At 70.1% G+C, this 19,613-nt stretch carries 15 protein-coding genes and 7 tRNA genes; 14 read left to right on the top strand and 8 right to left on the bottom strand.

The genetic code is table 11. From position 1 onward, the window contains the following. The first annotated feature begins 5 nt into the window (after nucleotides 1-5). Nucleotides 6-875, top strand: a complete 870-nt coding sequence (locus ACZ45E_RS11065; RefSeq protein WP_468219116.1) for a tyrosinase family protein — start codon at nucleotides 6-8, stop codon at nucleotides 873-875. An 85-nt stretch (nucleotides 876-960) separates the two neighbouring features. Here the strand turns inward: ACZ45E_RS11065 and ACZ45E_RS11060 are convergent, their stop codons facing one another. Further along, the gene (locus ACZ45E_RS11060; protein ID WP_468219114.1) at nucleotides 961-1,293 is read right to left on the bottom strand and encodes a chaplin; all 333 of its coding nucleotides are present in this window, start codon (nucleotides 1,291-1,293) and stop codon (nucleotides 961-963) included. Nucleotides 1,294-1,493: 200 nt separating this feature from the next. On the opposite strand from ACZ45E_RS11060, the gene ACZ45E_RS11055 reads away from it, so the two are divergent. Then, nucleotides 1,494-2,690, top strand: coding sequence for an FAD-dependent monooxygenase (locus ACZ45E_RS11055; protein ID WP_468219111.1), 1,197 nt, complete (start codon nucleotides 1,494-1,496; stop codon nucleotides 2,688-2,690). Between the two features lie 335 nt (nucleotides 2,691-3,025). Beyond that, nucleotides 3,026-3,277 carry a chaplin gene (locus ACZ45E_RS11050; protein ID WP_468219109.1) on the top strand — a complete coding sequence of 84 codons (252 nt, stop codon included), beginning with the start codon at nucleotides 3,026-3,028 and terminating at the stop codon, nucleotides 3,275-3,277. A gap of 68 nt (nucleotides 3,278-3,345) precedes the next feature. On the opposite strand, the gene ACZ45E_RS11045 is transcribed toward ACZ45E_RS11050, so the two are convergent. The 4 genes from ACZ45E_RS11045 to ACZ45E_RS11030 form a co-directional block, all read right to left on the bottom strand. Beyond that, nucleotides 3,346-3,418, bottom strand: a tRNA-Lys gene (locus ACZ45E_RS11045). A gap of 188 nt (nucleotides 3,419-3,606) precedes the next feature. After that, the gene (locus ACZ45E_RS11040; protein ID WP_468219108.1) at nucleotides 3,607-5,952 is read right to left on the bottom strand and encodes a DEAD/DEAH box helicase; all 2,346 of its coding nucleotides are present in this window, start codon (nucleotides 5,950-5,952) and stop codon (nucleotides 3,607-3,609) included. A 241-nt stretch (nucleotides 5,953-6,193) separates the two neighbouring features. Continuing rightward, nucleotides 6,194-6,730 carry a hypothetical protein gene (locus tag ACZ45E_RS11035; protein WP_468219106.1) on the bottom strand — a complete coding sequence of 179 codons (537 nt, stop codon included), beginning with the start codon at nucleotides 6,728-6,730 and terminating at the stop codon, nucleotides 6,194-6,196. A gap of 135 nt (nucleotides 6,731-6,865) precedes the next feature. After that, nucleotides 6,866-7,216 (bottom strand): metallopeptidase family protein, encoded by a 351-nt coding sequence (locus ACZ45E_RS11030; protein ID WP_468219104.1) that lies wholly within the window; start codon nucleotides 7,214-7,216, stop codon nucleotides 6,866-6,868. Nucleotides 7,217-7,275: 59 nt separating this feature from the next. Between ACZ45E_RS11030 and ACZ45E_RS11025 the strand changes: the two genes are divergently transcribed. The 6 genes from ACZ45E_RS11025 to ACZ45E_RS11000 all read left to right on the top strand — a co-directional run bounded on the left by ACZ45E_RS11025 (nucleotide 7,276) and on the right by ACZ45E_RS11000 (nucleotide 9,626). Continuing rightward, entirely contained in the window at nucleotides 7,276-8,874 is a 1,599-nt protein-coding gene (locus tag ACZ45E_RS11025; protein ID WP_468219102.1) for a metallophosphoesterase family protein, read from the top strand. A gap of 80 nt (nucleotides 8,875-8,954) precedes the next feature. Continuing rightward, a tRNA-Glu gene (locus tag ACZ45E_RS11020) sits at nucleotides 8,955-9,027 on the top strand. A 41-nt stretch (nucleotides 9,028-9,068) separates the two neighbouring features. After that, nucleotides 9,069-9,143 (top strand) — tRNA-Asp (locus tag ACZ45E_RS11015). Between the two features lie 27 nt (nucleotides 9,144-9,170). Then, nucleotides 9,171-9,244, top strand: a tRNA-Phe gene (locus tag ACZ45E_RS11010). A gap of 206 nt (nucleotides 9,245-9,450) precedes the next feature. Beyond that, nucleotides 9,451-9,525: transfer RNA gene (locus tag ACZ45E_RS11005), tRNA-Asp, on the top strand. Nucleotides 9,526-9,552: 27 nt separating this feature from the next. Continuing rightward, nucleotides 9,553-9,626: transfer RNA gene (locus tag ACZ45E_RS11000), tRNA-Phe, on the top strand. A gap of 49 nt (nucleotides 9,627-9,675) precedes the next feature. Here the strand turns inward: ACZ45E_RS11000 and ACZ45E_RS10995 are convergent. Continuing rightward, nucleotides 9,676-10,770, bottom strand: a complete 1,095-nt coding sequence (locus ACZ45E_RS10995; protein WP_468219099.1) for an ABC transporter permease — start codon at nucleotides 10,768-10,770, stop codon at nucleotides 9,676-9,678. 115 nt (nucleotides 10,771-10,885) lie between these two features. Here ACZ45E_RS10995 and hrpA point away from each other — a divergent pair, with 115 nt between their 5' ends. From hrpA to ACZ45E_RS10980, 3 genes are all read left to right on the top strand, one after another. After that, nucleotides 10,886-14,908 (top strand): ATP-dependent RNA helicase HrpA, encoded by a 4,023-nt coding sequence (gene hrpA, locus ACZ45E_RS10990; RefSeq protein WP_468219098.1) that lies wholly within the window; start codon nucleotides 10,886-10,888, stop codon nucleotides 14,906-14,908. A gap of 93 nt (nucleotides 14,909-15,001) precedes the next feature. Then, nucleotides 15,002-15,076, top strand: a tRNA-Asp gene (locus ACZ45E_RS10985). Nucleotides 15,077-15,254: 178 nt separating this feature from the next. Further along, entirely contained in the window at nucleotides 15,255-15,458 is a 204-nt protein-coding gene (locus tag ACZ45E_RS10980) for a DUF6274 family protein (RefSeq protein ID WP_468219096.1), read from the top strand. Between the two features lie 481 nt (nucleotides 15,459-15,939). On the opposite strand, the gene bldC is transcribed toward ACZ45E_RS10980, so the two are convergent. Together bldC and ACZ45E_RS10970 are read right to left on the bottom strand one after the other, a co-directional pair. Then, nucleotides 15,940-16,146: a developmental transcriptional regulator BldC gene (gene bldC / locus ACZ45E_RS10975; RefSeq protein ID WP_003949541.1), complete on the bottom strand. Its 207-nt coding sequence runs from the start codon at nucleotides 16,144-16,146 to the stop codon at nucleotides 15,940-15,942. Nucleotides 16,147-16,585: 439 nt separating this feature from the next. Next, nucleotides 16,586-17,443: a DUF8083 family protein gene (locus tag ACZ45E_RS10970; RefSeq protein ID WP_468219094.1), complete on the bottom strand. Its 858-nt coding sequence runs from the start codon at nucleotides 17,441-17,443 to the stop codon at nucleotides 16,586-16,588. Nucleotides 17,444-17,685: 242 nt separating this feature from the next. Between ACZ45E_RS10970 and ACZ45E_RS10965 the strand changes: the two genes are divergently transcribed. Next, on the top strand, nucleotides 17,686-18,807 hold the full coding sequence (locus tag ACZ45E_RS10965; RefSeq protein WP_468219091.1) for a Leu/Phe/Val dehydrogenase: 1,122 nt from the start codon (nucleotides 17,686-17,688) through the stop codon (nucleotides 18,805-18,807). A 263-nt stretch (nucleotides 18,808-19,070) separates the two neighbouring features. Beyond that, complete coding sequence (locus ACZ45E_RS10960) at nucleotides 19,071-19,337, top strand: DUF3073 domain-containing protein (protein ID WP_324774074.1); 267 nt, start codon at nucleotides 19,071-19,073, stop codon at nucleotides 19,335-19,337. Nucleotides 19,338-19,613: the final 276 nt, after the last annotated feature.

The following is a 19,613-nucleotide window of genomic DNA, read 5'->3' as shown; positions in this document are numbered from 1 at the left end:
GTCCGGTGGTCCACACCCGCCAGAACCAGAACACGCTCACCAAGGCGCAGAAGAAACGCTTCGTGGACGCCGTGCTCGCCGTCAAACGCTCCGGCCGCTACGACGAGTTCGTACGGACGCACATCGACTTCTACACCGGCGACGGCGACGGCAAGTTGCGCGTGGCGCACATGACACCCTCGTTCTTCCCGTGGCACCGCAAGTTCCTGCTGGAGTTCGAGAGGGCGCTGCAACAGGTCGACCCGGGGGTCTCGGTCCCGTACTGGGACTGGACCGTGGACCGCACGCCGTCCGCATCCCTGTGGGGCAAGGACTTCCTGGGCGGGAACGGCCGGCGCTCCGACCGCCAGGTCACGACCGGCCCCTTCGCCCACGCGCACGGCCACTGGGACATCGAGGAGGCCGTGACGGACGGCGACTTCCTGACGCGGGACTTCGGCCGGCCGCAGGACCCGGTCGAACTGCCCCGCAAAGCCGAGCTCGCCGAGGCGATACGGGAGCCCGTGTACGACGAGGACCCGTGGAACTCGCTCTCCCCCGGCGGGTTCCGCAACAAGCTGGAGGGCTGGCCCACCCGGCGCGGCGACCGCACCTGGTTCAACCACAACCGCGTCCACCGGTGGGTGAGCGGCCACATGCTGGGCGCCGGATCGGTGAACGACCCCGTCTTCTGGCTCCACCACGCCTTCGTCGATCTGTGCTGGTCGCGGTGGAGGCAGCGCTACCCGGACGCCGCCCCGTACCTTCCCGTCGAGCCGCCCGGCCCCCGTGACCCGCAGCGCCGTCGCGTCCTCGCCGCGGGCGACACCATGCCGCCCTGGGACACGCCGCTGCGCGACATGCTCGAACACCGGTCGCTGTACCGGTACGAGTGACCGGCGGCCGGGGAGCGCCCGGACAAGCCGATGGCCCCCAGCACCGCCGCGCCGAGGGCCATCGTGAGGAAGTGAACCGCGGGAGTCAGCCGCCGTAGCCGCCGTCACCGTTCTCGCCGTCGTCACCGTGGTCGTGACCGTGGTCGTGGTCGTGACCGTGACCGTGGTCGTGGCCGTGCACGTCGCCGGCGCAGGTGTTGCCGAACGCCGGGTTCAGCAGGCCGATGACGTCCACGGTGTTGCCGCAGACGTTGACCGGGATGTGGATGGGGACCTGGACCAGGTTGCCCGACAGGACGCCCGGCGAGTTCGTGGCTGCACCCTGGGCACCCGCGTCGGCCGAGGCCAGACCGGCGCCACTGAGCACCACGGCGCCCGTGCCGAGAGCGACAGCGGCTGCCTTCGCGATGCGCGACATCAGGTTCTCCTTCTGATTGGCAGTGCGGCCGCGTGGTCGCAGCCGTCGGCGTGTTCAACGGCATGGCTCACGGCCAGTAACGGCCAGTACAGGGATACATGCTTAAAAGGAGAGGAATCCGGGCCCAAATGGCGGCGCGTTCAGCAACCCCCGGAACACCCCGTCGTTCTCCGTGCAACACCTGCGAGGAGAGGAACCACATGAAGGTGCTCTGCGTGGGCGGCGGACCCGCGACCCTGTACCTGGCCATCCTTCTGAAATTGCAGGACCACCGCCACGAGATCAGCATCCACGAGAAGAACCCCGAGGGCGCGACGTACGGGTGGGGCGTCACCTACTGGCCCGACATGCTCGACACCCTCAAGGCGCACGACGAGCCCTCCGGACGCGACATCGAGGAGCAGTCGGCGCGCTGGCGCGACGGCGTGGCGCACGTCCGCGACCAGGTCACGGTCCACCGCGGCGACGAGGGCTACGCGATCGGCCGCCACCGGATGCTGGGGATCCTGACCGAACGGGCCGTCTCCCTGGGCGTCACGATGCACTTCGACCGTACGGTCTCCCCCCGGGAACCGCTGCCCGAGGCCGACCTGGTGGTCGCCGGGGACGGGGCCCGCAGCGTGCTGCGCGACGAGTACGCGGACGACTTCGGCACCCGGCTGACGGCGGGCCACAACCGGTTCATCTGGCTCGGCACCACCAAGGTCTTCCGCTCCTTCACCTTCGCGTTCGTGGAGACCGACCACGGCTGGCTCTGGTGCTACGCGTACGGCTTCGACGGCGAGCACAGCACCTGCATCGTCGAATGCTCGCCGCGCACCTGGTCGGGGCTCGGCCTCGACGTCATGGAGCGGGCCGACGCCCTGCGGCTGCTGGAAGGGCTGCTGGCCGAGCCGCTGGAGGGCCATGCGCTCATCGGCCGGACCGATGTCGACGGCCCCTCGCAGTGGCAGACCTTCCACACCGTCACCAACCGCGTCTGGTCGCGCGGCAACCTCGTCCTGATCGGCGATGCCGCCCACACCACCCACTACTCGATCGGCGCCGGCACCACCCTGGCGATGCAGGACGCCATGGCACTGGCCCGGGCCCTGCAGAGCCCCGTCCCCCTGCAGAGCGCCCTCGGCCGGTACGAACGCGTACGCAAGCGCGAGCTGCTGCCGTTGCAGAGCGCGGCGCGGCACAGCGCCGGCTGGTACGAGAACCTGCCCCGCTACGTCGATCTCGCGCCGCATCAGATGTTCGCGCTGCTCGGACAGCGCCACTCGCCGCTGCTCCCCTACGTGCCGCCGCAGCTGTACTACCGGGTCGACCGGGCGATCGAGAGGACTCAGGCCCTGCGCTCGCTGAAACGCTGGATCGGTCCCCGCGTCGCACGCGTCCTGCAGAACAAGTGACGTTGCCCCGGCCGGTGATTTTCGTTGAGCACGGCATGGAACCGAGGAGAAATGATCCGACAAGCGCGTCGCGCCCATCGGACACCCCGCTCTACGACGCCGTGCTGCGGCTGTGGCAGGCCCACGGGAGGACGGTCCCCAGCCCGGCCCGGCCCGCCCGGCCCGCGCGCGGGTGGGTACGGGTGGACACGGCGGCCGGCCGGAATCGTTGAAGGTCCCGGGCCCGGCCGCGTGGTTCCGGGACTCGCCCCCTAATGGGTCAATTCAGCGAGCCAAGCGTGGGACAGCGGTGTGATAGTCGAGTCAAATCCCCTCCAATCTCTCAAGGAGATTCGATGCGACTTCGCACTTTCGCAGCTGCCGCGGTGCTGGCCGGCACCACCGTTCTGGGCTCCGCCGCCATGGCTTCCGCGTCGGACGGTCCCGACGGGGCCACCGCCGCCGGGGTCGCCCAGAACAGCCCGGGTGTCCTGTCCGGGAACAACATCCAGGTTCCCGTGCACGTCCCGGTCAATGTCTGCGGCAACTCGATCGACGTGATCGGGCTGCTCAACCCGGCCTTCGGCAACACCTGCGGCAACGACTAGTTCGCGCCGTTACATCGAACCGCCCCCACCCGTGGCTTTCGCCGCAGGTGGGGGCGGTTCTCGGTCGGTAGACCCTGTGGGACTCGAACCCACAACCAATGGATTAAAAGTCCACTGCTCTGCCAATTGAGCTAAGGGTCCACGCGTCGGCCCGGGCCGACGCACCCCTGAGCATAGCCCGACGGCGCCGGGACACCGATCGGGTATCCCGATCTCGGGGTGTCCGGCGCCGCGGGACGCGTCGGGAGGCGCCCGGTGCCCGACGGCCGGGGCATGCGAAAGGGCCCGGGAGACGTCCGTCTCCCGGGCCCTCAGCTCACCTGTACGTGTCAGCCGTTGCGCTTCCAGCGCGGCTTCTCGTCGCGGCGGCCGAACGACGAACCCGTGTTGGACCCGGTGCTGGAACCGGAACCGCGGTGCTCGTCACGACGGCCGTAGGGGCGGTGGCCGCCGGAGGGGCGGTCGCCCTGACGGTCGCGGTTGAACGGGCGGTCGCTGCCCCGGTGACCGCCGGCCGGGCGGTCGTCGCGGCGGAAACCGGCCCGGTCGCCGTCACGGCGCTCGAAGCCGCCGGAACGGTTGTCGCGGCTGTCGTCACGGCGGAAGCCACCGCGGTCGTTGTCACGGCGCTCGAAAGGACGGCCGCCTCGGTCACCGCGGTCGCTGTCACGGCGAAACCCGCCACGGTCGTTGTCACGACGCTCGAAAGGACGGCCACCACGGTCACCACGGCTGTCGCCACGGCTCTCACCGCGGCTCTCACCGCGGCTGTCGCGGTTGAAGCCGCCGCCACGGTTGTCGCGGCTGTCGTCACGGCGGAAACCGCCGCGGTCGTTGTCGCGGCGCTCGAAGCCACCACGGCCACCACGGTCGTTGTCACGACGGTCGTCGCGGCGGAAACCGCCACGGTCGTTGTCACGACGCTCGAAGGGACGGCCACCACGGTCACCGCGGTTGTCGCGGTCACCACGGTTGTCGCGGTCACCACGGTTGTCGCGGCGCTCGAAGTTGCCCCGCTCGTCACGGCGCTGACGCGGCTGCTCGTACGAGGACGAACGCTCAGCCTGCTGCGGCACCTCGGCGGCGACGGCCTCGGCGATCTGAGCGGCGGCGGCCTCCGCGGCGGCGGCGACGGCCGCGGCCACGCCCTCCTCGTCCTCGCCGCGCTCACGGGCGGCGCGGGCGGTGAGGCGGTCGGCCTCCTCGCGCAGCTCGGCCGCGCGGCGGTTCGCGCGCTCCAGCTGCTTGGTCAGCTGGGTGACCTCACGCTCGGCCTGCTGCGCGGCGTTGCCCGCGGACTCGGCCTGCACCTCGGTCATCGACCGGGCGCCGGTGATCTCCGCGACCTCCGGGTCGAAGGCGGCGCCGCCCTGGATGATGTGGCGCCCGGCGTCGACGCCGGCGTCCTCCATCAGGCGGAAGATCTGGCGGCGCTGGTGCGGCAGCGACAGGGAGACGACCGTGCCGGTGCGGCCGGCACGGGCGGTGCGGCCCGCGCGGTGCAGGTAGTCCTTGTGGTCGCCGGCCGGGTCCACGTTCAGGACCAGGTCGATGCCGTCGACGTGGATGCCGCGGGCGGCGACGTCGGTGGCGACGAGGGCGTTGACGTAGCCCTTCTTGAAGTCCTCCAGGACGCGGGTGCGCGCGCCCTGCGTCATGCCGCCGTGCAGCGCGTCGGCCTTCACGCCGGATTCGCAGAGCTGCTCGGCGATGCGGTCGGCGCCCAGCTGGGTGCGGACGAAGATGATCGTGCGGCCCTTGCGGGAGGCGATCGCGGCGGTGACCGGCGCCTTGTCCTTGGGCTTCACGATGAGGATGTGGTGGGACATCGTCGTGACGTTGCCCTGCGCGCTGTCGACCTCGTGCGTGACGGGGTTCGTCAGGTAGCGCTTGACCAGCGTGGAGATCTCGTTCTCCATCGTGGCCGAGAACAGCATCCGCTGGCCGCCGGCCGGGACCTGGTCGAGCAGCTCGGTGACCTCGGGCAGGAAGCCCAGGTCGGACATCTGGTCGGCCTCGTCGATGACGGCGACCTCGATGTTCTCCAGGGAGCAGGCGCCGCGGTTGATGAGGTCGCGCAGGCGACCCGGGGTGGCGACGAGGATGTCGACACCGCGCTCCAGGGCGTAGATCTGGTTGCCCATCGAGGTGCCGCCGCAGACGACCTTCATCTTCAGGCCGACCTGGTCGCCGTAAGGCTGAAGCGCGTCCGCGACCTGCATCGCGAGCTCACGGGTCGGAGTGAGGATGACGGCGCGCGGCTTGTGCTTCTCGGTGCGGCTGCCGGCGAGGCGGGCCAGCACGGGGAGACCGAACGAGAGGGTCTTGCCGGAGCCGGTGCGGCCACGGCCGAGGATGTCCTTGCCGGCCAGGGCGTCCGGAATGGTCGCGGCCTGGATCGGGAAGGGGGTCGTCACACCGTTCGCCGCGAGCTTGCGGACGACCGGCTCGGGCAGGCCCAGGTCGGAGAAGGTGAGGGTGGGCTCGGCGTCCTCATCGACGGCGACGGCGACGTCGGCGTCGGCCACATCGGTGGCGGCGTCGGCGTCGACGCTCGCGTCCAGCTCGACGGCCTCAGTGATCTCGACGGCCTCGACAGCTTCGACGGCCGGAGCGTTCTCGGTGTTCTCGGGGTTCTCGGGGTTCTCGATGGTGTGTTCAGCAGAAATGGACATGCGAAATGCGAAACCTTCCGGAGTTTCGGCACGCGCCCGTCAACTCCGTGTATTCGCGGTTTCGCAAATCGACCGCCTCAATGCGGTCCAGCCACGGCAAGGGAGAGTACGCGCCACGCGGCGCTCCTGTGCGGCGCCGGGCAAATGGGATCAAACGATCTACCACCATACGCACCCACCACCCCCGGAGGCAAACCGCTCCCGTGAGACGCCGCTCACACCCGCAGCAACCGCCCCACGGCTACGCGGGGCTCCCGGCCTGCGGCGCGGGCACCCCCATCAGCCGCGGACCGGCCTGCTGCGCGTGGGCGGAGGAGGACGGCTCCGCGGTCGTCGGGGAGGGCTCGGGCGTGGGCGTCGGCGGCGTCTCCTGCGGCGGCGCCGGTGTCGTCGGCGTACCGCGCGGCGTGCTCGGCCGGGCGGGCGGCGTGCTCCGTGCGGGCCGCGCCGTCCGCGACACCGACGGGGACGCGCCCCGCGGCGCGGCGGCGGCGGACGCCGCGGGCGACGCGGACCCGCGGACCGGGGCGGAGGACCCCGCGCGCGCCGCCTTCTTGCCGGCCCGCGCCCCGATGTCGCCCACGCCCTCGGAGACCACCGTGCCCCCGTCGGGCGCGGCCACCCCGCCGCGATGTGCCGCGGAGCGGGAGGGCGCGGGCGGCCGCCCGTCGTCGTCGTCGGCCACGCTCATGCATCCGGCGGCAGCGGCGACGGCCACCGTGGTCGCGGCCAGGCAGCTGAGTCGAAGGACACAAAGCGGTACGGACAGCTGGCGCACGGGCGAGCACCTCCGGGCACGTGACAGGGTCACCTGTCCCAACTCCGGCGCCCCACAAGAAGACACGCGCCGCGCACGCACCGCACAAAGCCCGCACAAAACGCGCCGGGCGGCGCCCCCGCGCGCCCCCGCCCCTCAGCCGTACCCGAGCGCGTGCAGCCGCTCGTCGTCGATCCCGAAATGGTGGGCGATCTCATGCACCACGGTGATCTCGGTCTCCGCCACCACGTCCTGCCGGGAGTCGCACATCCGCAGCGCCGGCCCCCGGTAGATCGTGATCCGGTCCGGCAGGACGCCCGCGTACCACTCCCCGCGGTCGGTGAGTGGCGTCCCTTCGTAGAGCCCGAGCAGCTCGGGGTCGTCCGCGGGTGGCTCGTCCTCGACGAACACCGCGACGTTGTCCATGAGCCGCGTCAACTCGGGCGGAACCCGGTCGAGCGCCTCGGCCACCAGTTCCTCGAACTCCTCGCGCGTCATCTCCAGCACACGGCCATTGTCCGGTACGACGCCGCATATCCACCCGTCCACTTGGGCATACGGGAGCAATGGCCCGCCCGCCCGCTGTCGCCATGCGCCGAGCACTCCACCGGATACGAGGCACCCGCACCGCCCCCACGGCCCTCCTGCGCCGCCACCGCTCGCGCCGCCGTCCGCACCGGGCGCCGCCCCCCGCGCTCCTCGCGCCGGTCCACCATCCCCACCCCTACCTGCGCGCCCTGGGATTGATCGCGGTCGTCTTGCTCGGCGCCTGGCTGGGTCTGCTCGCCGTCGGCAGCGTCCGCGCCCCCGTCGGCCCGATGGACACCCGGATGACGCTGCGCCCGTCCGTCTCCGGCGGCACGAAGATCAACGTGTCCCCGCTCGGCGCCCTGGAACTGAAGTCCCACACGGCCCCGATCCGCCTCGACGTCGACGTCGACCGCCTGGACCCCATCCGTTCCCGGGCCCTCGTCGACCACCCGGAGCGCATCTCGGGGCTCCAGGACGAGGTGGCCCGCGACGTCGAGCACGGCACCCTCGACCTGGCCGTCCGCTCCTGCGTCGCGGTGGTCTCCGGGGCGACGGCGCTCGGCCTCGCGGTCTACCGGCGCCCGCGCCGCGCCCTGGCCGCCGGCGGTCTGGCGCTCACCCTCCTCGCGGCGTCCGGCGGAACCGCGTACGCGACCTGGAACCCGAACTCGGTCCTGGAGCCGAAGTTCTCCGGGCTGCTCTCCTCGGCCCCCTCCGTGGTCGGCAACGCCCGCTCGATCGTCACCGAGTTCGACGTCTACCAGCGGGAGTTGGCCCGGCTCGTCACCAACGTCACCAAGCTCTACGACGTGACGTCCACGCTGCCGACGTACCGCCCCGACCCCTCCACGATCCGCGTCCTGCACGTCTCCGACATCCACCTCAACCCGGCGTCCTGGAAGATCATCGCGTCGCTCGTGGAGCAGTACCGGATCTCGGTCGTCATCGACACCGGCGACACCATGGACCACGGCTCCCCGGCCGAGAACGCCTTCCTCGACCCGATCAGGGACCTCGGCGCGCCCTACGTGTGGATCCGCGGCAACCACGACTCCAGGACGACCCAGCAGTACCTGTCGTCCCGCAAGCGCTTCAAGAACGTCCACGTACTCGACGACGGCAGGGCCGTGACGGTCGCGGGTCTGCGCATCGCGGGCACCGGCGACCCGCAGTACACCCCGGACCGCTCCACCGCGGCCCAGGGCGACCCGGCGGAACGCATGGCGGGCATCCGCCTCGCCTCGGCCCTGCGCGACCAGCGGGCGGCGGGCACCCCGGTCGACATCGCGCTGGCGCACGACCCGGCGGCGGCGCGCGAGACGGATGGCGCGGTGCCGCTCGTCCTGGCCGGGCACATCCACCGCCAGAAGATGGAGGTGCTGCCGCTGGGCACCCGGCTGCGCGTCGAGGGCTCGACGGGCGGCAGCGGCCTGCGCGCGGTCGATGACAAGTACCCCGATCCCGTCGAGGCCTCCGTCCTCTACCTGGACAGCGCCACCAAGCGCCTACAGGCCTGGGACGAGATCAGGCTGGGCGGTCTCGGCCTGACGAAAGCCGAGGTCAGCCGCCATCTGCCGAAGGAGAACCAGCCGGGGGCGACGCCTTCGCCAACCGCCTCCCCGAGCTCCGGGTAAACCGTTTTGGCGATAGCTCCCCGCATCCCATATGCTTCTCACGTCCCCGACGCGCTGCGAAGCGCCCAGGCGGGCCGATAGCCCTCATCGTCTAGCGGCCTAGGACGCCGCCCTTTCAAGGCGGTAGCACGGGTTCGAATCCCGTTGGGGGCACGCACAACTACGTACGTGAATTCGTTCGCATACGTGAATATGGTCCTGTGGAGCAGTTTGGAGTGCTCGCCACCCTGTCAAGGTGGAGGCCGCGGGTTCAAATCCCGTCAGGACCGCTTGCAGATCACCTCGGTGAACTGCGTGGCTGGGTAGCTCAGTTGGTACGAGCGATCGCCTGAAAAGCGATAGGTCGCCGGTTCGATCCCGGCCCCAGCCACCGCACAGAATCCGCCCCGGACCTACGTCCGGGGCGTTTTCGTGGTCGGTGCAGGTGCCGCGGACCCCGTTGATCACATCTGATCGGCCGGTCCCGCGGAGCCTGTTCTCCGGCGTTTCCGCAGTTCAGGGAAGTGGCGCTGTCGGGTTCGCATCCCGTTGGGGGCACGGGAGTCCGTGTGCGACACTGTTGCACGCAACAAGCTTGGTCCTGTGGAGCAGTTTGGAGTGCTCGCCACCCTGTCAAGGTGGAGGCCGCGGGTTCAAATCCCGTCAGGACCGCTTGCAGATCACCTCGGTGAACTGCGTGGCTGGGTAGCTCAGTTGGTACGAGCGATCGCCTGAAAAGCGATAGGTCGCCGGTTCGATCCCGGCCCCAGCCACAGGAATCAGGCCCCGTCCCGGACGGGGCCTGTTGCGTTCCTCCGCCGGTCACACCGTCGCGGCGTGCAGCGGCCGTGTGTCCCGGCCGCCCGGGTGCCGGTGCCGCCAGAACCAGAACAGGGCGCACGAGACCAGCGCCCATGCTGCGAGCACCAGGAACGGGAAGACGTGCTGGTCGCCCTGGAAGTAGACCGCCGTGTGCTGGGCGTTGTACGAGGCGCCCGGGGGCAGCCACTGGCCGAGGCGGCCGATGACCGTGGGGAGCAGCGGCGGCGCCACCGCACCACCGGACGCCGGGTTGCCGAGGAGCACGAGCAGGCCCCAGGTCGGGATCATCGCCCAGCGGTGGAAGAACGTGTTGAACATCGTGAAGACCATCCCGCAGGTGAACATGGTCAGCGCGAGGATCAACCAGGACTGGACGAAGGGCAGGTCGATCGCCCCGAGCCACCAGTCGGCGACCGCCGCCACGGCGAACCCGCCGAGCAGTGCGTACAGGACGGTGAAGCCGATCCGCTCGGCCGGGTTCAGGCCGCGCGCGTGCACGCTGAGCTGGATGGCCCCGACGAAGCCGATGATCACCGCCGCCAGCGTGATGTAGAAGATCGTCAGGCCGCGCGGGTCGCCGGCCTGCAGCGGGTTCAGGTCCTTGACGGTCACGGGGATGCCGGTCGCCTTGCTCACCGGCGGGGCCGCCTGTGTGAAGACCTGGGCGACGGTGACCCCGGAGGCGCCCGAGACGTCGAGGGCGACGCGGGCGCCGTCTGCCTGCACGTCGAGGACCGCGTAGATCTTCTGCTGCTCGATGGCCTGCCGGGCGGCCGCCCGCGAGTCGTACGGTTTCAGGTCGAGCTGCGCGTCGAGCGCCTTCTCCATCGCGCCCAGGAACTTCTTGCCGCGCTCCTGCTCGTACTGTCCGGTGATCCCCGTCGGGATGTGGTGCGGGGTCGGGTTCGCCATGGAGTACGTGTACGAGGCCGCGAACAGGGCCGCCGCGGCGGCCAGGATGAACAGCAGCACGGTGGCCGGCAAGAACGGCGACTTCTTGAAGTTGGCCCAGCGGTCGGCCCGCGTCGGGGTCCGGCCGTGCTCGCCGTGCGCCGGGTGCGGTCGGGGCTGTTCCTGCTCGTGCAAGGACGACATACCTGCACGCTAAAGCAGACTTAAGCCGCATACACCCCGAGAGCGTCCAGCTGCCCGGGCGCCCTGGCAAAACCGTTCGCCACGTATTTCCCGGAGGTGAGATCCTGGAGGACGTATGTCTACGCAGCCTGCCCCCGCCGCCGATCGGATCGCCGCCGTAGCGCGGCGCGTCTCCGAGCTGTCCCTCCGTGACGCGCACCGCCTGGGCCGCAGGCTCGAAGGCGCGCGCAAGATCCGCAAGCCCGAGGCCCGGGCCGCCGTCGTCGCCGAGATCGACGCGGAGGCCGCGAAGGCCGAGGTCCGCACGGCCCTGCGGCGCGAGCGCCGGGCGGCGCTCGACGTCACGTACCCCGAGCAGCTTCCCGTCAGCCAGAAGAAGGACGAGATCGCCGACGCCATCCGCGACCACCAGGTCGTGATCGTGGCGGGCGAGACCGGCTCCGGCAAGACGACCCAGATCCCGAAGATCTGCCTCGACCTCGGCCGGGGCGTGCGCGGCATGATCGGGCACACCCAGCCCCGCCGGATCGCGGCCCGTACGGTCGCCGAGCGCGTCGCCGACGAGCTGCACACGCCGCTGGGCGAGGCGGTCGGCTGGAAGGTGCGCTTCACCGACCAGGTCGACCAGGACGCCACGTTCGTCAAGCTGATGACGGACGGCATCCTGCTGGCCGAGATCCAGACGGACCGCGAGCTTCGCGCGTACGACACGATCATCATCGACGAGGCCCACGAGCGCTCCCTCAACATCGACTTCCTGCTCGGCTACCTGGCCCAGCTGCTGCCGAGGCGCCCGGACCTCAAGGTCGTCATCACCTCGGCGACGATCGACCCGGCGCGCTTCGCACGGCACTTCGGGGACGCCCCGGTCGTCGAGGTCAGCGGCCGTACCTACCCGGTCGAGGTGCGGTACCGCCCGCTCCTGGAGGAGGAGTCGGACGACTCCGACCGCGACCAGATCACCGCGATCACGGACGCCGTCGAGGAGCTCCAGCGCGAAAGCAGGGGCGAGGGCGGCGACATCCTCGTGTTCCTCTCCGGCGAGCGCGAGATCCGGGACACCGCGGACGCCCTGGAGAAGAAGAAGTACCGGTTCACCGAGGTGCTGCCGCTGTACGCCCGGCTCTCCCACGCCGAGCAGCACCGCGTCTTCCAGCGGCCCGGCGCGGGCATGACGAGACGGATCGTCCTCGCGACCAACGTGGCCGAGACGTCGCTGACCGTCCCCGGCATCAAGTACGTCATCGACCCGGGCACCGCCCGCATCTCGCGCTACAGCCACCGTACGAAGGTGCAGCGGCTGCCCATCGAGGCGATCAGCCAGGCCAGCGCCAACCAGCGCAAGGGCCGCTGCGGCCGGACGTCGGACGGTATCTGCATCCGTCTCTACTCCGAGGACGACTTCCTCGCGCGGCCCGAGTTCACGGACGCGGAGATCCTGCGGACGAACCTCGCCTCGGTCATCCTCCAGATGACGGCGGCCGGCCTCGGCGACATCGAGAAGTTCCCGTTCATCGACCCGCCGGACCACCGCAACATCCGCGACGGCGTCCAGCTCCTCCAGGAGCTCGGCGCGCTGGACCCGACCGAGAAGGACGCGCGGAAGCGTCTCACCCCGCAGGGCCGCAAGCTCGCCCAGCTCCCCGTCGACCCGCGGCTGGCCCGCATGGTCCTGGAGGCCGACAAGAACGGCTGCGCCCGCGAGGTCATGGTGATCGCGGCGGCCCTCTCCATCCAGGACCCGCGCGAGCGCCCCTCCGACAAGCAGGCGCAGGCGGACCAGAGCCACGCCCGCTTCAAGGACGAGACCAGCGACTTCCTCGCGTTCCTCAACCTGTGGCGCTACGTGCGCGAGCAGCAGAAGGAGCTGGGCTCCTCGGCCTTCCGCCGGATGTGCAAACGCGAGTTCCTGAACTTCCTGCGCATCCGCGAGTGGCAGGACATCTACACGCAGTTGCGCACGGTCGCCAAGCAGATGGGCATCCATCTCAACGAGGACGACGCCGCCGGCGACTCCGTCCACATCTCCCTCCTCTCCGGCCTCCTCTCCCACATCGGGATGAAGGACGTGAAGGAGACGAAGGAGTCCGTCCAGAAGGACCCGAAGCAGCGCGAGCGCGGCGGTGGCCGCAACGAGTACATCGGTGCCCGCAACGCCAAGTTCGCGCTCTTCCCCGGCTCGGCCCTCTTCAAGAAGCCGCCGCGCTTCGTGATGTCGGCGGAGCTGGTGGAGACCAGCCGCCTGTGGGCGCGGGTCAACGCGAGGATCGAGCCGGAGTGGGTCGAGCCGCTCGCCGAGCACCTGCTCAAGCGCACGTACAGCGAGCCGCACTGGGAGAAGGACCAGGCCGCGGTGATGGCGTACGAGAAGGTCACGCTGTACGGCGTCCCGCTCGTCGCCCAGCGGAAGATCAACTACGGCCGGATCGACCCCGAGGTCTCCCGCGAGCTGTTCATCCGCAACGCGCTCGTCGAGGGCGACTGGCGTACGCACCACAAGTTCTTCGCCGCGAACCGCGCACTCCTCACCGAGGTCGAGGAGTTGGAGCACCGGGCGCGCCGCCGCGACATCGTGGTCGACGACGACACCCTCTACGACTTCTACGACCAGCGGGTGCCCGCGGACGTCGTCTCCGGCGCGCACTTCGACTCCTGGTGGAAGAAGCGGCAGCGCGAGGAGCCGGAGCTGCTCGACTTCGAGCGGTCCATGCTCATCCGCGAGTCCGCGGGGGCCGTCACCAAGGACGACTACCCGGACGCGTGGCAGCAGCGGAACCTGAAGTTCCGGGTGACGTACCAGTTCGAGCCGGGCGCGGACGCGGACGGCGTCACCGTCCACATCCCGCTCCAGGTCCTGAACCAGGTCACGGACGAGGGCTTCGACTGGCAGATCCCGGGGCTGCGCGAGGACGTCGTGGTCGAGCTGATCCGGTCCCTGCCGAAGCCGATCCGGCGCAACTACGTGCCCGCACCGAACTTCGCGAAGGCGTTCCTCGACCGGGCCGTGCCGCTCCAGGAGCCGTTGCCGACGACCCTCGCGCGCGAGTTGCAGCGGATGGTCGGCGTCCCGGTGGCGGCCGAGGACTTCGACCTGAGCCGCGTACCGGACCACCTGAAGATCACGTTCCGGATCGTCGACGAGCGGCGCCGCAACCTCGCCGAGGACAAGGACCTGGAAGCCCTCAAGCTGAGGCTGCGGCCGAAGGCGCGGCAGGCCATCTCCAAGGCGGCCGCGGCGACGGCCGAGCGCTCAGGCGGCGAGTCCGTCGAGCGCACGGGCCTCACCGACTGGACGATCGGCACGCTCTCCCGCGTCTTCGAGACCCGGCGCGCGGGCCAGCCGGTCAAGGCGTACCCGGCGCTCGTCGACGACGGGGACACCGTCTCCGTACGCCTCTTCGACACCGAGGCCGAGCAGGCGCAGGCCATGTGGAAGGGCACGCGCCGGCTCATCCTGCGCAACATCCCGGTCAATCCCGGCAAGTTCGCCTCGGACAAGCTGAGCAACGCCCAGAAGCTGGCCCTCTCCGCCAACCCGCACGGCACCGTCCAGGCCCTCTTCGACGACTGCGCGATGGCGGCCGCGGACAAGCTCGTCGCGGACTTCGGCGGCCCCGCGTGGGACGAGGAGTCGTACCGCAAGCTCTACGAGAAGGTGCGCGCGGAGATCGTCGACACCACCGTGCGGACGGTCGGCCAGGTGCAGCAGGTGCTGGCCGCCTGGCAGGCCTGCGAGCGCCGCCTGAAGTCCACGACCAGCCCGACGCTGCTGCCCAACCGGCAGGACGTACGCGCGCAGTTGACGGCGCTGGTGTATCCCGGCTTCGTGACCGGCACCGGGCTGCGCCGGCTGCCCGACCTGATGCGGTACCTCGTCGCCGCCGACCGGCGGCTCCAGCAGATGCCGACCGGCGTCCAGCGGGACACCACCCGCATGGAGAAGGTCCACGAGATGCAGGACGAGTACGCCTGGCTGCTCGAACAGCTGCCGCAGGGGCGGCCCGTGCCGCAGGAGGTCCTGGACATCCGCTGGATGATCGAGGAGCTCCGCGTCAGCTACTTCGCGCACGCGCTGGGCACGGCGTACCCCGTCTCGGACAAGCGGATCGTGAAGGCGATCGACGCCGCGGCGCCGTGACCGGCCGCGCACGGTCGGTGAGTTCGACCGGCGGGCCTGCACTGCTGTAGAGTCCTGCTCGCAGCGCAACGAGGTAACAGCGCGGCAGAGCAAGGTCCTGTGGAGCAGTTTGGAGTGCTCGCCACCCTGTCAAGGTGGAGGCCGCGGGTTCAAATCCCGTCAGGACCGCAGTAGATGAGAAGCCCGCACCGACCCGGTGCGGGCTTCTTCGTGTCTGGGCGGCGTCCGCGTCGCGTCTGTGCGGCGTCGATGTCACGTCTGTGCGGTGTCCGCGCCGGAAGGCACCCTTGACGCCGGCCCGGCCCCTCGGTACGCCAGAACCAGACCCCGGGCGGGAGGCGGCCGCATGGCGACACCGATTCGACGGCACGAGACCCGCGCGCTGCTGCGCGCCCACCTCGCCGCTGCCTCCGGCTACCGCCACCTGACCCGGCACTGCCCGATCTGCCACCGCCTCCTGCGGCTCGCCATGGACCCCGCCACAGAGGCCCAGGAGGGCCTTGGGAGCGACTGGGAGGAGAGTGGGGGCGAAAGTCCCCCTCAGGGGTGACCAAAGCCGCCCCACGAGCCCCCTGTCCGGTGGGAGTCTGGGGGTACGGCCTCCTTGCGCGGCCCCATTAGCGCACGGGCGTCGCCAGCAACAAGCTCCCCGGCGTGTGACGGGTGTCACTGAACTAGTTTTGGAAACACCGTTTCTTACACCCTTCCTACAACTCCTCAATTTAATATGTGCAATTGCACCACTCTCACAGCTGGCGTCCAGGTACCCACCAGAGAGCGGCCAAGCCCCGACAAGGGCGCACACAGAACCCCGCCGCCGGAGCCGGTCACCGGCCCGAACGCACAAAAAAGATCGCGCTGGACCCGGCGGAGTCCAGCGCGATCGACGACGCACCCGTGATGCAGTTGAGATGACGCTTCAGTGGGCGTGGGGCCTGTTGGGGCAGGACCCGCGTCGTGTGGAGCAAGGGGTGGGCGTGCAACGGGTTGGGGGACCCGAAACGCCCGGTAATGCTGCGTTATGCGGTGCCTCAGGCCTCGCTGCGCTGCTGCGGAATACCCGCAAGCAGTGCGCGGACCTCGGCCTCGCGGTAACGACGGTGCCCGCCGAGCGTTCGAATCGACGTGAGCTTGCCAGCCTTGGCCCAGCGCGTGACCGTCTTCGGGTCCACGCGGAACATCGTGGCGACCTCGGCGGGGGTCAGCAGCGGCTCGGCATCAGGGGTGCGAGCGGTCATGAGCGGCCTCCTCGGGAGAACCGAACCTTCTCGGTTCTTTCCTTTAAATTCTGCACCTTGACCCGCGTTGCCCGAAATGGCGGACACGGGTCGAGTCGGTTATAGGACGAACGGCTTGTCCTCGGCACTACAACTACACCATCCGTCCAGCCTCGTCGGCCAAACCGATGGAATTGCCCTCCCAGGTGTTCATCAGCGACGGAAGCCGATGGACCATGCCATAGCGGACAGTCACGCCACAGTGACGATCAGTCACACAAAGATCAGGAGTCGTCAGACCCCCCAGCGACAGAGCCCTCCCCGGACTCCTTGTCCTATTTTGGCACGAGGAGGGGCGATGGGCGCAAGGGTGAAGTTAGTGCAGTCCGTCACGCTTGAGACACGCATGAGCCAAAAGCCCGGATCAGGACGTAGGTCCCTAAGAACCCTGTGAACCCCGTCAGTTGGCGTGCTGCCGGTCCCGCACCGCCCGCCAGCGTTCCACGAGCCGGGCGTACGCCTCCCCTGCGCCGTCCCCGTCACCGCGGCGCAGCGCCTCGATGCCCGCGGCGACGTCCGCCGCCGAGTGGTCCTCGTCCAGGAGGCCGGACGGCAGGGTGTGCACGAGGCCGCCGTAGTCGAGCTCGACGTACGAGCGGGGATGGAACTCCTCCAGCCAGCGCCCCACGTCTACCAGGCCCTCGATCAGGGGCCCCTCGTCGAACGCGTCCCGCAGCGCCTTCAGTCCGCGTGCCACCCGGCGCCGCGCCTGGACCATCGGGGTCCGGTAGCGGAGCGAAGGCCCGTCCTCGTCGCCCTCGTCGGTCTTGTGCACCGGTTCGTACGCGCGCTCCTCGTCGGAGACGAGCACGAACCAGTGCAGCGGCACCTGCCACGTCGACGTACGGATCCAGGGCCGCGCGTCCGGATTCCGCTCCAGCCAGCGCTCGTGGTCGTCCGACGCCTGCCGGCGCACCACCGGCGGGAGCACCGCGTCGAGCAGCGGGAGCGGCAACTGGCCCGGCAACTCGTCCAGCGCCTGCCAGCCGCGCAGCCGAGTCCGCCACGGGCACACGCAGAGCACCCCTTCGGCCTCGAACACGAACGCGTCGTCGCTCTCGTGCACCAGCACCGGGATCGGCGGCGTGGGCAGCAAGTCGGCCAGCGAACGGCGGAGTTCGTCCTGGTAGGAGGGGTGGCGCTCACGCTTCGCGTAGCGCTCCCAGTGGTCCCGCTCCGGCTGCGGAAAGGCAGCGAGGGGTTCGTACACGCGGAGATAGGTCGCGTACGGAACGGTCACCGACGACACCTTGGGCACGGCTGTTCCCTCCCCCGCCCATCGGCTGGAAAACACTGCAAATCGTCCCACGACGGGAGCGCGCGGGACGCGGCGGGATCCGACCGTACTTCCACCACCCCCGGACGCGAGAGAGTGATCCTCGGCACTGCGGCCGTGGCGGGCCCGCCCACGTTCTAATCTCGTGCCCACGAACCCACGGAAGGCCCGCCACCCGCACGGGATTCCGCCCAACCGCCGCTATGTACTTGGGAGTCACCACAGTGACCGATGTGACCGGCGACGCTGTCACCACCTCCGGCACCTCAACCGCTCCGGATGTCCTGCACACCCTCTTCCACTCGGACCAGGGCGGACACGAACAGGTCGTGCTCTGCCAGGACCGGGCGAGCGGCCTCAAGGCCGTCATCGCCCTCCACGACACCGCCCTGGGCCCGGCCCTCGGAGGCACCCGCTTCTACCCGTACGCCACCGAGGCGGAGGCCGTCGCCGACGCCCTCAACCTGGCGCGCGGCATGTCGTACAAGAACGCCATGGCCGGGCTCGACCACGGCGGCGGCAAGGCCGTGATCATCGGCGACCCGGCCGTGATCAAGAGCGAGGCGCTGCTGCTCGCGTACGGGCGCTTCGTCGCCTCCCTCGGCGGGCGGTACGTGACGGCCTGCGACGTCGGCACGTACGTGGCCGACATGGACGTGGTCGCGCGCGAGTGCCGCTGGACCACCGGGCGCTCCCCGGAGAACGGCGGCGCGGGGGACTCCTCCGTGCTCACCGCCTACGGCGTCTTCCAGGGCATGCGGGCCAGCGCCCAGCACCTCTGGGGCGATCCGACGCTGCGCGGCCGCAAGGTCGCCGTCGCGGGCGTGGGCAAGGTGGGGCACCACCTGGTCGAGCATCTGCTGGCGGACGGCGCCGAGGTCGTGGTCACGGATGTGCGCGCGGAGTCCGTGCGCCGCGTCACCGACCAGCACCCCGAGGTCGCCGTCGTCCCCGACACGGAGGCGCTGATCCGGGTCGAGGGCCTCGACATCTACGCTCCCTGCGCGCTCGGCGGCGCCCTGGACGACCACACCGTCCCGGTGCTCACCGCCAAGGTGGTCTGCGGCGCCGCCAACAACCAGCTCGCGCACCCGGGCGTCGAGAAGGACCTCGCCGACCGCGGCATCCTCTACGCCCCGGACTACGTCGTGAACGCGGGCGGCGTCATCCAGGTCGCCGACGAGCTGCACGGTTTCGACTTCGACCGGTGCAAAGCCAAGGCCTCGAAGATCTTCGACACCACGCTTTCCATCTTCGCCCGCGCAAAGTCCGACGGGATCCCGCCGGCCGCGGCGGCGGACCGGATCGCCGAACAGCGGATGGCGGAGGCACGTTCACGGCGCTGATCGCGGCGTCTACGTAACGAGAGTCACGCCGATCGGCGGGTCGGCCGCCAAGAAGAGGTTAAAATCGCAGCTGACCAGCGAGGACGGGGCTCCTTGCTGGTCCTGCGCACAGGCGCGTCCTGCGGGCGACGTACCGTATGGGCGTGGGCTCAGGTACCGTGGAAGCCCTACGGACCGAGCTCCTTACGGGGAGCCCGTTCCAGTTCATGAACGCGTGTCAAGACTCTGGGGCCGTCGAGCCCCGTATCCGAGGGGGTCGAGCCATGGGGCGCGGCCGGGCAAAGGCCAAGCAGACGAAGGTCGCCCGCCAGCTGAAGTACAGCAGCGGCGGGACTGACCTGTCGCGTCTGGCCAATGAGCTGGGCGCATCGACGTCGAACCCAGTATCGAATCAGCCGCCGAACGGCGAGCCTTTCGATGACGACGACGAGGAAGACGACCCGTACGCCCGCTATGCGGATCTGTACGACGAGGGCGAGGACGAGGACTCCGACGAGTCCGGTCCCTCGTCTCAGCGCCGCGGCGCTTGACCTCGTAGCACTGTCAGCACGTAACTGATTTCAACTGCCTGATTTCTGCTTACTGCTGCACTCACCCGGTCCGGGGTGGTCACCACGCCGGACCGGGTTTTGTGCTGTCCGCGTGTTGTCGTGTGCTGCCGTGTGTTGTCCGGGCGACACGCGCGAGTGCGGTCCGCCCGGGCCCCGCGGGGCCCGGGCGGACCCCCCCCTCCTCTCTGGTTCTCCCCTCCTCGTCTCCCCCAAACTCCGCTCCCCCCTTTTTTTCTTTCCCTTCTACCCCCCCTC

This window comes from Streptomyces sp. NPDC030991 (assembly GCF_055571235.1).
This window is presented reverse-complemented; position numbering and strand designations above follow the sequence as displayed.

Bases quoted from the DNA above. Each gene is read 5' to 3' on its own strand.
- ACZ45E_RS11060 (WP_468219114.1), bottom strand. From the start codon at position 1,293: ATGTCGCGCATCGCGAAGGCAGCCGCTGTCGCTCTCGGCACGGGCGCC.
- ACZ45E_RS11055 (WP_468219111.1), top strand. From the start codon at position 1,494: ATGAAGGTGCTCTGCGTGGGCGGCGGACCCGCGACCCTGTACCTGGCC.
- ACZ45E_RS11050 (WP_468219109.1), top strand. From the start codon at position 3,026: ATGCGACTTCGCACTTTCGCAGCTGCCGCGGTGCTGGCCGGCACCACC.
- ACZ45E_RS11040 (WP_468219108.1), bottom strand. From the start codon at position 5,952: ATGTCCATTTCTGCTGAACACACCATCGAGAACCCCGAGAACCCCGAG.
- ACZ45E_RS11025 (WP_468219102.1), top strand. From the start codon at position 7,276: ATGGCCCGCCCGCCCGCTGTCGCCATGCGCCGAGCACTCCACCGGATA.
- ACZ45E_RS10995 (WP_468219099.1), bottom strand. From the start codon at position 10,770: ATGTCGTCCTTGCACGAGCAGGAACAGCCCCGACCGCACCCGGCGCAC.
- hrpA (WP_468219098.1), top strand. From the start codon at position 10,886: ATGTCTACGCAGCCTGCCCCCGCCGCCGATCGGATCGCCGCCGTAGCG.
- ACZ45E_RS10980 (WP_468219096.1), top strand. From the start codon at position 15,255: ATGGCGACACCGATTCGACGGCACGAGACCCGCGCGCTGCTGCGCGCC.
- bldC (WP_003949541.1), bottom strand. From the start codon at position 16,146: ATGACCGCTCGCACCCCTGATGCCGAGCCGCTGCTGACCCCCGCCGAG.
- ACZ45E_RS10960 (WP_324774074.1), top strand. From the start codon at position 19,071: ATGGGGCGCGGCCGGGCAAAGGCCAAGCAGACGAAGGTCGCCCGCCAG.